13 protein-coding genes are annotated in these 13,374 nt (G+C 64.4%); 3 read left to right on the top strand and 10 right to left on the bottom strand.

The window, feature by feature from the left end; translation table 11 throughout:
* Positions 1–85: 85 nt before the first annotated feature.
* Positions 86–1,000 carry a LysR family transcriptional regulator gene (locus PP4_RS01170; protein WP_016497522.1) on the top strand — a complete coding sequence of 305 codons (915 nt, stop codon included), beginning with the start codon at positions 86–88 and terminating at the stop codon, positions 998–1,000.
* Positions 1,001–1,140: 140 nt separating this feature from the next.
* Here the strand turns inward: PP4_RS01170 and PP4_RS01165 are convergent, their stop codons facing one another.
* Together PP4_RS01165 and PP4_RS01160 are read right to left on the bottom strand one after the other, a co-directional pair.
* Positions 1,141–2,046, bottom strand: a complete 906-nt coding sequence (locus PP4_RS01165; RefSeq protein WP_016497521.1) for a TauD/TfdA dioxygenase family protein — start codon at positions 2,044–2,046, stop codon at positions 1,141–1,143.
* Between the two features lie 39 nt (positions 2,047–2,085).
* Positions 2,086–3,123: an ABC transporter substrate-binding protein gene (locus PP4_RS01160; RefSeq protein WP_016497520.1), complete on the bottom strand. Its 1,038-nt coding sequence runs from the start codon at positions 3,121–3,123 to the stop codon at positions 2,086–2,088.
* A gap of 297 nt (positions 3,124–3,420) precedes the next feature.
* Between PP4_RS01160 and PP4_RS01155 the strand changes: the two genes are divergently transcribed.
* Together PP4_RS01155 and PP4_RS01150 are read left to right on the top strand one after the other, a co-directional pair.
* Positions 3,421–5,025, top strand: a complete 1,605-nt coding sequence (locus tag PP4_RS01155; RefSeq protein ID WP_256352756.1) for an ABC transporter permease — start codon at positions 3,421–3,423, stop codon at positions 5,023–5,025.
* Complete coding sequence (locus PP4_RS01150) at positions 5,022–5,885, top strand: ABC transporter ATP-binding protein (protein ID WP_016497518.1); 864 nt, start codon at positions 5,022–5,024, stop codon at positions 5,883–5,885. Before PP4_RS01155 ends, PP4_RS01150 begins: the two co-directional genes overlap by 4 nt.
* On the opposite strand, the gene PP4_RS01145 is transcribed toward PP4_RS01150, so the two are convergent.
* The 8 genes from PP4_RS01145 to PP4_RS01110 all read right to left on the bottom strand — a co-directional run bounded on the left by PP4_RS01145 (position 5,859) and on the right by PP4_RS01110 (position 13,197).
* Entirely contained in the window at positions 5,859–6,182 is a 324-nt protein-coding gene (locus tag PP4_RS01145) for a DUF971 domain-containing protein (RefSeq protein ID WP_016497517.1), read from the bottom strand. The genes PP4_RS01150 and PP4_RS01145 overlap by 27 nt on opposite strands.
* Entirely contained in the window at positions 6,179–7,147 is a 969-nt protein-coding gene (locus PP4_RS01140; protein WP_016497516.1) for a HEAT repeat domain-containing protein, read from the bottom strand. Before PP4_RS01140 ends, PP4_RS01145 begins: the two co-directional genes overlap by 4 nt.
* The gene (locus tag PP4_RS01135) at positions 7,144–7,995 is read right to left on the bottom strand and encodes an ABC transporter ATP-binding protein (protein ID WP_016497515.1); all 852 of its coding nucleotides are present in this window, start codon (positions 7,993–7,995) and stop codon (positions 7,144–7,146) included. Before PP4_RS01135 ends, PP4_RS01140 begins: the two co-directional genes overlap by 4 nt.
* Positions 7,995–8,777, bottom strand: coding sequence for an ABC transporter permease (locus PP4_RS01130; RefSeq protein ID WP_016497514.1), 783 nt, complete (start codon positions 8,775–8,777; stop codon positions 7,995–7,997). Before PP4_RS01130 ends, PP4_RS01135 begins: the two co-directional genes overlap by 1 nt.
* Before the next feature lie 15 nt (positions 8,778–8,792).
* On the bottom strand, positions 8,793–10,199 hold the full coding sequence (locus PP4_RS01125) for an ABC transporter substrate-binding protein (RefSeq protein ID WP_016497513.1): 1,407 nt from the start codon (positions 10,197–10,199) through the stop codon (positions 8,793–8,795).
* Positions 10,200–10,318: 119 nt separating this feature from the next.
* Positions 10,319–10,564: a 4Fe-4S dicluster domain-containing protein gene (locus tag PP4_RS01120; protein WP_008096634.1), complete on the bottom strand. Its 246-nt coding sequence runs from the start codon at positions 10,562–10,564 to the stop codon at positions 10,319–10,321.
* Positions 10,565–10,726: 162 nt separating this feature from the next.
* A complete protein-coding gene (locus PP4_RS01115) occupies positions 10,727–12,451 on the bottom strand; it encodes a fumarate reductase/succinate dehydrogenase flavoprotein subunit (protein ID WP_016497512.1) in 1,725 nt (574 codons plus the stop codon).
* The gene (locus PP4_RS01110; RefSeq protein ID WP_016497511.1) at positions 12,448–13,197 is read right to left on the bottom strand and encodes a GntR family transcriptional regulator; all 750 of its coding nucleotides are present in this window, start codon (positions 13,195–13,197) and stop codon (positions 12,448–12,450) included. Before PP4_RS01110 ends, PP4_RS01115 begins: the two co-directional genes overlap by 4 nt.
* Positions 13,198–13,374: the final 177 nt, after the last annotated feature.

The following is a 13,374-nucleotide window of genomic DNA, read 5'->3' as shown; positions in this document are numbered from 1 at the left end:
ATATTTAGTGGAATAAGTAACACCCTTTATAAGGGGACTCACCCTTGTCAGCAATTGCATTTGACCGAAGGTTTTAATGTAAAAAATGCATATCGATCTGCGTCAGTTGCGTCACTACATCGCCCTTGTCGAGCACCGCAGTTTCGTGGCCGCTGCGGCGGCCGTGAACCTGTCGCAATCGGCCTTCAGCCGCAGCATCCAGACCCTGGAGCACAACATCGGCTGCCGGCTGGTGGACCGCGCGAGCAAAGAGCTGGCGCCGACCCGCCAGGGCTTGCTGGTGCTGGAGCATTCGCGGCGGCTGGTGCACGGGGCGCACAATCTGGTCAACGAAATCCACCAGTTCAATGGCGCCACCACCGGGGTGGTACGCTTCGGCTCCGGCCCTGCGCCAGCCGGCGGCCTTGTGCCGCGCGCGGTGGCCCGCTTCGTGGCCGAGTACCCGGCGGCGCGCACCTGCTTTCAGGTGGACAACTGGCAGGCGCTGAACCGCAAGCTGGTGGCCGAGGAGATCGAGTTCTTTGTTGCCGACACCCGCCAGTTCGAGTCCGACCCGGACTACCAGGTGCACAAGCTGACACCACAGCGCTGGCACTTCTGCTGCCGCGCCGGGCACCCGCTGACCGAGCAGGAGGCCGTGCAGGCGCGCGACCTGTTCGACTACCCGATGGCCACCACCTTCCGCCCGCCGAACATCCGCAAGATCCTCAGCGACCTCAGCGGGCGGCAAGACTTCCTGCCGGCGGTAGAGTGCGAGCACGGGTATGCGCTACTGAATGTGGTGATGCACTCGGACACCATCGGCATTGCCTGCAATGCCAACTTGCGGCCGTATCAACGCGAGGGCGGGTTGGTGCAGTTGAAGCTGGCAGACCTGACGCCCGAGCAGGAAGAGGCGTGCCATACCCGCTATGGAGTGGTGAGCCGGGTGGGGTATGGTTTGTCGCCGTTGGCGCAGGGGCTGGTCAGGCAGTTGATTGCCTGTGATACCGGGTTGTGACGGGCGGGGGCTTCGCCCCCGAATCGCCGGCAAGCCAGCTCCCACAAGATCACCGCTGCCTTCTGCCCTGTGAGTTACCTGTGAGGTACCTGTGGGAGCTGGCTTGCCGGCGAAAGGGCCGCAAAGCGGCCCCGGCAATATCAGCCTTTACGCGTAGTCCGGCTCAGTTGCCCATTCACACCCACCGGCACCTCCCCCGCCAATGTCACACGCCGCACCACACGCGGCTGGGTGCCGTAATCATCCACCGCATAATGCTGCGTCGCGCGGTTATCCCAGATCGCCACGTCTCCCGCCTGCCAGCGCCAGCGCACGGTGTTTTCCAGGCGCGTCACATGCCCTTGCAGCACAGCGAACAGGTGCTGCGAATCCGCCAGCGAATACCCCTTGATGCGCTTCACGAAATGCCCCAGTTGCAGCGCCCGCTCACCACTGATCGGGTGCACACGCACTACCGGGTGCTCGGTCTCGTAAACGGTCGATGTGAACACCTTGCGATAACGCTCCAGCTTGGCCGGGTCGACATCCGGCTTGATGCTGGCGTAGTCGTATTCGTTGCTGTGCACCGCCCACAGCTTGTCGGCCAGCTCGCGCAGCGGCTCGGGCAGTTCCTGATAAGCCGCGGCGGTGTTGGCCCAGACGGTGTCGCCACCCGAAGCCGGCGCTACCACGCTGCGCAGTATCGAAGCCTTGGGGTAGGCGTCGACGAAGGTCACGTCGGTGTGCCAGGAGTTGGCCCGCTGGCCTTCGGCGCCATCAAGTTGCAGCAGGTAGCTGGTGCCATCCACCACCGGTACGGTGGGGTGGGCGACCGGCTCGCCGAGCAGTTTGGCAAAGCCTTCCTGGCTCTGGTCATCCAGGTGGGTCTGGTCGCGGAAGAAGATCACCTTGTGCTGTACCAGTGCAGCCTGGATAGCCTCGATGGTGGCTGCATCGAGGTCGGCGGACAGTTGCACACCGCGGATTTCGGCGCCGATACGGCCGGCAACCGGGTGAATGTCGAGTTCGAGAGGCTGTGGCGCGGTGGCCAGGGCGGCATTGCTCATGGTCGTGGTCCTTGCGGTCATTGTCGGGTTTTTGAAGGTTTATCGGGCGGCCTGCACGGCCTGTTCCTGTTTCAGCGCAGCATCGAGGAAGCGCGGTTCGATCCAGTCGGCTACCTGGAAGCCGCGGCGGATCAGGCGTTCCTTGGCCGCCAGGTCTACGCCCTGCTGCAGCTGGCCGACGAAGCCAGCGTCCAGGCGTGGGTCGAAGTAGTGGGCGAGGTCTTCCTTGGCCAGGTCATCGCTGAGGATGCTGCGCGGCCAGTTGGCGTTGCTGGCCACCAGGTCGATGTAGGCCGCGCGGTTGTGTTCATCCCGCAGCCAGGTACTGGCCTGCTCCTGAGCGTTGACCAGGCGCTGGACCAGCTCGGGGTACTTGCGAATGAAATCGCCGGTGCCCAGTAGCACCGCCTGGGTGCTGCCGGCGCCTTCGAGATCCCGCGAGTTGACCGGCAGTTCGACCAGCCCGCGCTCACGTAGCGACAGCAGGTTGGACAGCCCCCAGGTGGCGTCAATCTGCTTGGCGGCCAGTGCGGCATTGGCGGCGTTGAAGTCCAGGTTGATGACCTTCAGCTCGCGCTCGGTCAGCCCTTGGCTTGCCAGAGCGCTGGCGAACGACAGCTGGTTGGCCGTGCCGCGGAACACCGCCACGCGCTTGCCCTTGAGGTCATGCAGGGTCTTGATGCCAGAGCCGGGCACCACGCCCAGGTAGCTTTTGACCCCACGCACGCCTGCCGACAGCACGCGGGTGTCCAGGCCATTGGCCTTGCCGACGATCGCGGCCAGGTCGCCCAGGTAGGCGAAGTCGGCTTGGCCGTTGGCCAGTGCCTCGTTCACCACGGGCCCGGCGCCTTTGAAAAAATGCCAGTCGATGCGGATGCCGTCCTTGGCAAATTCCTTCTCCAGCAGCTGCTGGTCACGCAGCACATCGACCACGCCACCGGCGCTGGGCTTGCTGCCGGCGCTAAGGTCCGGCACGGCGATGCGAATGCTGTCTGGCTTGGCGGGTTCAGCCGCGTGGGCACCGAGGCTGAAGGCCAGCCCAAGGGCGGTGATCAGGTGGCGCAATGGGGTTTTCATGGCAAGGCTCCTTGGCAGGCTGCCACCGGCGAAGGCCGGCGCTTTGGCCAGAAGCTAGGCAGGTCTGGTTAGAACCTACAAAGATCAAAACTTCATTTTTTAGTAACTGAAAGACATAAACCAAGCGGCATGCGGGCCTGCGGGGAGCTTGCGGAAAACGCATGGAAAATATGAGGAAAACGCAACGGCGAGGGGCTTCCGTATGCAGGGAACGCATGCTCTTATCTCTTGAAATTCACTTAATTGTTTTTTTAATTCCATAAGTGAATAACCTAACAACGCTTCGAGAGATGGCCGATGAATGGAGTTCTGAGCAGGAATCGGGGGGGGCCGCTACGCGACCCATTCGCGGCGCAAGGCCGCTCCTACAGGGGTCGCATCTTCTCTGGGGAGCGGGTGCTACCCTGGTTGCTGCCTGTGCTGATTGCGCTGCTGTGGATTGTTGCGAGTCGGCAGCACTGGATGAGCGAGCAGATCCTGCCGGCACCGGCGCTGGTGTGGCAGAGCGCGCTGGAGTTTGGTTCCGGGGAGCTGTGGGGGCACCTGTGGATAAGCCTGCAACGGTTGTTCTGGGGGCTGGCGGCGGGCATTGCCAGCGGCTTGCTGCTGGGGGTTTGGCTCGGTGCTTCGCGCCGGGCGCAGACGCTGGTACTGCCGACCTTCGTAGCGCTGGCCCAGATCCCTACCCTGGCCTGGATTCCGTTGTTCATGTTGTTCTTCGGCATCGGCGAGTTGCTCAAGCTGGTGGTGCTGGTAAAAGCCGTGGTGGTGCCGGTTACCTTGCACACGTTGGTGGGTGTGCGCGATGCCCAGCCAAAACTGCGTGAGGCCGCTGCGGCGCTGCGCCTGCCCCGGCACCTGCTGTTCCTGCGCCTGTTACTGCCGGCCGCCCTGCCGGCCTTCCTCACCGGCGTGCGCCTGGCGCTGGCCACCGGTTGGACCTCGCTGCTGGCGGTCGAGTTGCTGGCCTCCAGCGAGGGGATCGGTTACCTGATGGTGTGGGGCCGCCAACTGTTCATGCTCGACCTGGTGATGCTGTGCATTCTGGTGATCGGCCTGGTCGGCGCCGTGCTGGAGCGCAGCTTCTCAGCCCTGGAAAAACGCCTGCTGTACTGGCCGCAACCAGCCACTGGCGAGCAGCAGCGCGGGCCTGTGCCCCGCGGCTGGCAAAGCCTGTTGCTGCCCCTGGGGCTATTGGCGCTGTGGCAGGCCAGTAACAGCTTTGGCTGGGTTGACCCGAACATCCTCACCTCGCCACTTGAGGTACTGCGCACGCTGTTGGTCGGCCTGGCCGATGGGTCGTTGCCGCAGGCCTTGTTGCTGAGCCTGGAACGTACCCTGAGCGGCCTGCTGCTGGGCGGCGCCGCAGGCTTGCTGGCCGGATTGCTGCTGGGGCTTTCCAGTGCGGCCGAACGCGTCTTCGGGCCAAGCCTGTCGGCCTTGCGCCAAGTGGCGCTGTTCGCCTGGGTGCCTTTGCTCACTGCGTGGTTCGGCCTGGGTGAAGGGGCCAAGCTTGTGTTCGTTGGCCTGGCCGCATTCTTCCCGCTGCTGATCGCTACCCAGCGCGGTATCGCCAGCCTCTCGCCGCAACTGGGCGAAGCGGCCCGCACCCTGCGCCTGAACCTGTGGCAACGCCTGCGCCTGCTGGTACTGCCCGGCGCGGCCCCGGCGATTTTCGCCGGCCTGCGCCTGTCGCTGATCTACGCCTGGCTGGGCACCATCGGCGCCGAATACTTCATGCCGTCGGACGGCGGCATCGCCAGCCTGATGATCGGCGCCCAGCAACTGTTCCGCATGGACCAGGTGATGGCCGCCATGGTCCTGATCGGCCTGGTCGGCGCCCTGCTCGGCACCCTTGGACAACGCCTCGAATCGCGCGCCACGCGCTGGAGAACCGCATGAACGCATTCAACACCTCGCACCTGCAGGCGGCCAACCAGCCCGACACCACCCCGCCGCTGGTCAGCTTCGAGGGGGTCGGCAAGGTGTTCAGCGTGGACGGCCAGCCGCTGGAGGCTATCCGCAACTTCAACCTGTCGATCAACGAGGGCGAGTTCATTGCCATCGTCGGGGCTTCCGGTTGCGGCAAGTCCACCCTGCTACGCCTGTTGGTGGGGCTGGATACCGAATACAGCGGCAGCATCCGCGTCGATGGCCGCGCCGTCAGCGGCATTGATGGCGAACGCGGCATCGTGTTCCAGGAGCACCGGCTGTTTCCGTGGTTGAACGTGGAACAGAACATTGCCCTGGGGCTGGTCAACGAGTCGCTGACCCAGGGTGAACGTGCCCGGCGTGTGCATGAATTCGTGCAACTGGTGGGGCTGGTCGGCTTCGAGTCGGCTTATCCGCACCAGCTGTCGGGCGGCATGGCGCAGCGCGTGGCCATTGCCCGTGGCCTTGTAGCCAGCCCGCGTATCCTGCTGCTAGACGAGCCGTTCGGCGCCCTGGATGCCCTGACCCGCCAGCAACTGCAGGACGAGCTGCTGGCCATTCGCGAACGGGCAGGTATCACAACCTTGCTGGTGACCCACGATGCCGAGGAGGCGACGTACCTGGCTGATCGGGTTGTGGTGCTGGAGCCACGTCCGGGCAGGATCAAATCGGTGGTCGAGATAGACCTGCCGCATCCACGATTGCGCACCGGTGTTGCACTGCATGGGCTGCGCGAGAAGGTGCTGCACCAGATCACGGGGGATGGCGGCTACCTGCCACCGCCGGTGCGACGGGTCGAAGGGCTAAGGCCGGAGCTGATTGCATTGTGAATGACCGGCGACAATTTCAGTGCTGACCAGGTCACGCAAGTAAGCCCAGGGGTAGATCCCGCGCTCATGCCCATCGCTGAACACCAGCTGCACCCCATACCCTTGTGACTCGATTTGCACCACGCGCACATCGTCGCGCACCAGGCTGATCGCACCCGACAGCCGCGCCGCACGGCATTGTGAGCAAGGGCAGGCACCACGCAACCGGGTATGGCTGAGGCTGTGCTCGCAGTCTTCCCATTGCAGTACCAACTGCCCTGGCCCGCGCAGGTTGCGAATGGCTTGCGGGGCGTTCATCGGGCAGCCCCGCGCAGTTGCGCCAGGGCAATCCGCACCGCCTTGCGCACCTCGGGGTCGCTGTCGGCCTCGGCGGCCTGCAGCACCGGCAAGGCACGCGCCTGGCCCAGCTCGCCCAGCGCCAGCGCCGCCTCCTTGCGCAGGTTGGCGATGCCATGGCCAAGCAAGCCGCCAAGCGCGTCCAGTGCAGCGGCGTAGCGCAGCCGACCCAGGGAGCGCGCTGCCCGCAGGCGTACCTGCCAGAAGTCATCGGCAAGGGCATCCACCAACGCCGGGCCTGCTTGGCCCTGACCGACTTTGCCTAACGTGGTGGCGGCTTCCTCGCGCACTTGCCAGGCCTGGTCAGTCAATGCCGCCACCAACGCAGGCAACACCGAGTTGTCGCGGGCAAGGCCCAGCGCGCCGATGGCCGCGCGGCGCACCTCGGTGTCCGGCTCGGCCTCGGCGAGCGCTGCCAGCGCCAGCAACGCCGGCTGGTGCTTGAGCCAGCCAAGAATGCCCACTGCCTCACGCCGCACGGCGGCGTCGTCATCGGCCAGCGCCAGCAGCGCAGGGTCGGCGGCATCCTCCAGGCGCAGCTCGCGCAAGGCTCGCAGGGCACTGGCGCGGACGAAGGCATCGGCGTGTTTGACCCATGGCAGGATCAGCTGGCCGGCCTCAAGGCTCTTGAGTTCGCTGAGGCTCTGTGCGGCTGCCAGGCGTACAGGCTCGGCGGCATCGGCCAGCGCAGCGCACAGGGCTTGCACAACTTCGGGTTCTTCCCAGGCCTCAAGCAGGCGCGCGGCCTCGGCACGCACCTCGTCGGCGGCGTCCACCAGCAGGGCATCGGTGAGCCAAGGCAAGCCATCCGGGTCTTCCAGGTCGGCCAGCTCGATCAGGGCGATTCGGCGCACGCCAGCGTCTGTGGCATCAAGACGGGGCAACAGGGCAACAATTTCGGGGTTGGCGGTCGTTCGGTCAGTCATAGCGCGATCCGTAGCGGTGGGTGGTCAGTGTCCGGCAGGCCCAGCGGGGTCAGGCGCGGCAGTTCGCGGCCTTCCTCGTGGCGCAGCAACGCCAGGCAGTGACGCTTGAGGTGAGTGAATTCAGGGCTGGTCAGCAGGCTGGCGCGGCGCGGGCGCGCAAAGTCCAGGCGCAGGTCTTCGATGAAGCGACCGGGGCGCGGGCTCATCACCAGGATGCGATCGGCGAGGAACAGCGCTTCGTCGATATCGTGGGTGACGAAGACTACGGTGGTTCGGATGCTGGCCCAGATATCCAGCAACAGCTCCTGCATCCGAGCACGGGTTTGCGCGTCCAGTGCGCCGAAAGGTTCGTCCATCAGCAAGAGCCGTGGGCGGTTGATCAGCACCCTGGCAATTTCGGCCCGCTGCTGCATACCGCCGGACAGCTGGTTGGGCCAGCGCCCGGCAAAGTCGGCCAGCCCCACCAGTTGCAGCATTTCGCGAGCCTGCCGGTGACGTTCGGCGCGGCCCAGGCCCTGCATCTTCAGGCCGAAGGCCACGTTGTCGAGCACGCTACGCCAGGGCAGCAAGGTGTGGTGCTGGAACACCATGCCACGCTGCGGTGACGGCCCGGCAACGGGCTGGCTGTCCACGTTCAGCTGGCCGCTGCTGGGCACCAGGTGGCCGGCCAGGGCGCCGAGCAACGTCGACTTGCCACAACCGGAGGGGCCGAGGATGCAAACGAATTCGCCCGGCTCCACGGCAAAGTCCAGCCGCTGCACCGCCTCGAACGCTTCGCTGCCCTGCCCCAGGCGAATCGACAGGCCACGACCATCGATACGCCCCTGCGCCTGTTGATAACTGTTCATCAACTGGCCCTCCGCGTGCGGTACCACGGCGTGGCCAACGCCCCCAGGCGCTTGACCAGGGCGCTGCTGCCCATGCCCAGCACGCCGATCAGCAGCATGCCGACAATGATGTCCGGGTAGTTTTGCAAGGTGTAGGACTCCCAGGTGTAGTAGCCGATGCCGAACTGCCCGGAAATCATCTCGGCAGTGACCAGGCAGAACCATGACGTACCCATGCCGATGGCAAGGCCCGTGACGATGCTCGGCAACGCCCCAGGCAACACCACTTCGCGCAGGATCGCCCAGCGCCCGGCACCGAGGCTGCGCGCCGATGCCACCAGGCGCGGGTCGACGGCCTCGACGCCATGCACGGTGTTGAGCAGGATGGGGAACAACGCACCGGTGAAGGTGATGAACACCATCGACAGTTCCGACGACGGGAACATCAGGATTGCCAGCGGGATCCACGCCACCGCCGGAATCGGCCGCAGCACCTCCAGCGGCGGCAGCAGGGTATCTTCAGCCCATTTCAAGCGGCCGATCAGCAACCCCAGGGCCACGCCAACCAGTGCCGCAGTGGCATAACCGGCAAATACCCGCGACAGGCTGCTGCCCAGGTGCGCCAGCAGGGTGCTGGAGGTCAGCAACTGCCAGGCAGCGTCCAGCACCGCCCTGGGTGTGGGGACATAGGTGAACGTCAGCAAACCAAGGTCCAGTTTCACGTTTGCCGCCACCTGCCAGAACAGCAGGCAGGCCAGCAGCGACGCCAGGCGCAGCGGCCAGCGCTTGAGGTTGCGGGTCATGTCGGTGCCTCCCGGTCAGCGCTGGGCGACCAGCTTCTGGTTGGCGCTGACGAAGTCCAGCGCCTCGCCACCATGGGCCTTGGCATACTGCTCGGCCTGGTCCTTGAGCAGGAACGCCGCCAGTTCGCCTTTACCGTTGCGCACGAACCAGGCCTGGTTTGCCAGCAACTTGATGCCGCTGTCGGCGGCCTGGGCGTAGATGGCGCGGATGTCCTTGCCCTCCTGCTCCAGCTGGGCCAAGGCACCAAGGGCGGCCTCCGGCGAAGCGTAGTGGCGGACCTTGTCTTCACCGCGCACCCAGATCTGCGCCAGGCGGCTGAAGTCGGTGATCGGTTTGCCGGTCAGCGCGTCATTGGCCTTGAGTGGCTGCGCGTCGTAGTCTTTCAGCGCCTTGTCGTAGTCCAGGCCAGCCTCTTTGAAGGCGGCACGGATGTACTGGTCGTCGATGAACCTGTCGGTGTCCAGGCCACGGTCGGTCTTTTTCAGCAGCTTGAGCGTATCGATGGATGTAGCCACTGCCTGGCGGTATTCAGGCTTCCACGTCAGGTCGCGGGTCTGCAGGCCGAGCGGGCCGTGGAACAGGTAATTGACCTCGGCTTCGATACCCGTGACCTTCTCGATCAACTCGCTGTACTTCTCAGGCTGCGCAGCGATCAGGCGGTCGGCTTCAAGGCTGGCGCGCAAGTAGGCGGTGACCACTTCCGGGTACTTCTTCGCGTAGTCGGCATCGACCAGGGCACCATGGAAGGTCGGTGCGTTGGCCTGGGCGCCATCGTAGATCTTGCGGGCGAAGCCGCGGTTAGGGAACAACTCGGCGAACGGCACGAAGTCGGCGTGGGCTTCGATGCGGTTGCTGCGCAGGGCGGAGCCGGCGATTTCCGGCGCCTGGGCGATGATTCGCACATCTTTCTGCGGGTCCCAGCCCTGAGCGGCGACGGCGCGCAACAGCATGCCGTGGGCAGTGGAGGCGAACGGCACGGAAATGGTCTTGCCCTTGAGCTCCGCCAGCGACTGCACGCTGGAGGCGGCGGGCACGACGATGCCGTTGCCACTGCCATGCACGCTGCCCGACAGCACACTGATGAACAGGCTGCGCTTGCCGGCATCCAGATGGGCAACGCCGTTGAACGACCCCGGGAAGTCGGCCATGGCGCCGAAGTCGAGCTTGCCGGCGACCATTTCGTTGGTCAGCGGCGCACCGCTGGTGAAGTTCTTCCACTCGACCTGGTAGGTAGCGTCCTTGTACTTGCCGTCGTGCGGCAGGTACTTGTCCAGCAGGCCCAGCTCACGGATCAGCAGGCCACCGGTGGCGCAGTTGATGGTGGTGTCCTGGGTGCCGATGGCGATGCGGATGTTTTCGGCACTGGCGCTCAGGCCAGTGAGCGCCAGCGCGAGGCCGGCCACGGTTGCAACAAGGCGCATGGGTGTTTCCCCTCGAATCGTTATAAGAGTTGGGGTCGTCTCCGCCGCCCGGCTTGGGTGGTGGGAAACGAGGGGCACAGCAGGAGGGCGTCCGGTGGTTCGCCGGATGGCAGGATGAATCAGCGCAGCAGGTACGGGATGTCGACCTTCACCGCACCGGTGGGGCAGTCCTTCTCGCAGGGCATGCAGTACCAGCATTCGTCGAAAGCCATGTAGGCCTTCTGCGTGGCCGGGTTGATCGCCAGCAGGTCCATGGGGCAGACCTCGACACACACGGTGCAGCCTTTTTCGGCGATGCATTTGTCTTCGTCGATGGTGACCGGGGCGCTGCTGCGGAAGAAGATTTCTTGCGGCTGGTAGGCCATTTCACGGAGTCCTTGGGGCCTGTGGCCCTCGTTCTGTTTTTTGCAGAGGCTGATGGCCTCATCGCCGGCAAGCCAGCTCCCACAGGAGGGTGCAGACTTCACCGCCGATGCAGTACCTGTGGGAGCTGGCTTGCCGGCGATTGGGCTGCAAAGCAGCCCCATTCAGGCTGCATCAGCCTTCACTCGCAACCGGTCATAGGCGGTCTGTTCATCGGCATCCAGGGCGATCAGGTAGGGTTCGACGGCCTTCCTGAAACTGGTCATTTCACCGTGCTCGCCCTTTTTCAGGTGGCAATGGCAGAACCACTCGCTATCGTTGCGCTCAGGGAAGTCCACCCGGTGGTGGTACAGGCCCCAGCGGCTTTCCTCGCGGAACAACGAGGCCCGCGCCGCCATCTCGGCGCAATCGCGAATCACCGACACTTCCATCGCACGCATCAGTTCATGAGGGTTGCTGGCCTTCATCTGCTCCAGATCACGCTCGATCTCGGCAAAGCGCGCCAGGCCGATTTGCATCTTCTTGGTCACCTTCGGCGGCTGCAGGTAGTCGTTGACCATGCGCCTGAGCTTGTACTCGACCTGGGCTGGCGGCAGGCCATGCTCACGCTGCAGCGGGGCAAACACCCGCGCGCGCTCGCGCTCGACTTGCTCGGCATCGACCTCGGCGAGTTCGCGCCCGGCCACGTAATGCGCGGCGTTCACACCGGCAAACCAGCCATAGGTAAAGGCGCCGAGCATGTAGTTGTGCGGGACCGCAGCCATGTCGCCAGCGGCATAAAGCCCTTTGACGCTGGTCTCGGCCTTTTCATTGACCCACACCCCCGACGCCGAATGCCCGGAGCAGAAACCGATCTCGGAGATATGCATCTCGACCATGTGCTGGCGGTAGTCGGTGCCACGCCCGGCGTGAAACTGGCCACGGCTGGGGCGCTCGTTGCTGTGCAGGATCTCTTCGATGTTCTGGATGGTCTCTTCGGCCAAGTGGTCCAGTTTGAGGAACACCGGGCCATTGCCGCCTTCGAGCTCCTGGTGGAACTCCCACATCATCTGGCCGCTCCAGTAGTCGCACTCGATGAAGCGCTCGCCCTTGCTGTTGGCGGTGTATCCACCCAGCGGGCCGGTGACGTAGGCACAGGCCGGGCCGTTGTAGTCCTTGATCAGCGGGTTGATCTGGAAGCACTCGAGGTTGGCCAGCTCGGCGCCCGCATGGTAGGCCATGGCGTAGCCGTCACCGGCGTTGGTCGGGTTCTCGTAGGTGCCCATCAAATAGCCTGACGACGGCAGGCCCAGGCGCCCGGCTGCGCCGCAGGCAAGGATTACCGCCTTGGCCCGCACCACCCGAAACTCGCCGCTGCGGCAATCGAAGCCCAGCACACCCGCCGCGGCGCCTTCGCCATCAAGCAGCACACGGGTGCAGACCATGCGGTTGCTGATCTCTACCCGGGCACGCTTGAGCTGGCGGTACAACACCTTCTTGATGTCGTGGCCTTCGGGCATGGGCAGCACGTAGGCGCCCATGTGGTGAACTTTCTTCACCGCGTAGTCGCCGGTTTCGTCCTTCTCGAACTTCACGCCCCAGCGGTCGAGTTGCTCGATGGTTTCAAAGCTGTGGGTTGCGTAGGCATGCACGGTGGCCTGGTTGACGATGCCGTCATTGGCCACGGTGATTTCCTTGGTGTACTGCTCGGGGGTGGCGTGGCCGGGGATGATGGCGTTGTTCAAGCCGTCCATGCCCATACTGATGGCACCGCTGCGCTTGACGTTGGCCTTGTCCAGCAGCAGCACGCGCAGGCTTTTGTCCTGCTCCTTGGCCTTGATCGCCGCCATCGGCCCGGCCGTGCCCCCACCGATGATGATGATGTCGTAGTCCTGGGTATGGATGCTCATGCCTTGCCCCCTTTCTGGCGATCAATGCGCAGGCGGTACTGGAAGGCATCGCCGCGGTAGTAAAGGTGTTCGAAGTCCAGCGGCGTGCCGTCGGCAGCATGGGTCAGGCGCTCGATGCGCATGATCGGCGAGCCTTCTTCAACATCCAGGGCCTGGGTCAGGTCGCTGTCGGCCAGTACCGCATCGATGGCCAGGTCGGCGTGGCCAAGAGCGATGGCGCAGTCGTTTTCCAGCAGCAGGAAGATGTCGCGGGTGACCAGGTCGGCCTTCTCCAGTTTTTCGCCGACAGCCTTGGGCAGCCAGGTAAGCTCCAGTGATACCGGCTCGCGGTTGATCAGGCGCACCCGGCGGATCTCGGTGACCAGGCTACCCTCCTCGACCTGCAGCCGGGCGGCAACCAATGCGTTGGCCGGCACATGGCGGAAGCTGCGCAGGCGGTTGATCACTTCGTAGCCCATCTGCGTCATCGACTCGCCCAGGCCCTGCAAGGTACTGACGTTCTGGAACGCCTTGGGCTTGGCGACGAACGTGCCTTTGCCGTGGATCTTGAAGATCAGCCCTTCCTTCTGCAGGTCGCCCAGCGCTTGGCGCACGGTGATGCGGCTGACATCGAAGGCCTTGCCCAGTTCGCTTTCCGAGGGCATGCGGCTATGCGGTGGATAAGTGCCGTCGAGGATGCGCTCGCGCAGCAGTTCCTTGAGCTGGGTATAGAGCGGTACCGGGGACAGGGGGAGCAGTTCGGCCATGGGATCTCTTCGCTGATCGATGACTTGTTATAACAAGTTGTGACCAGAGGATAGAGGGCATAAGAAGGGTGTGGGAAATATTGATATCGCATATGGATAGATAAATTTGCGCAGGCCGGTGGCCCGCAAAAGCCGCCTGCGCAAAAAGAGGAAAAAGGCCACAGATCAAGGCGATGG

The organism is Pseudomonas putida NBRC 14164 (assembly GCF_000412675.1).
GTDB lineage: Bacteria > Pseudomonadota > Gammaproteobacteria > Pseudomonadales > Pseudomonadaceae > Aquipseudomonas > Aquipseudomonas putida.
The sequence above is the reverse complement of the archived record's forward strand: the minus strand, read 5'-3'. Positions and strand labels throughout refer to the sequence as shown.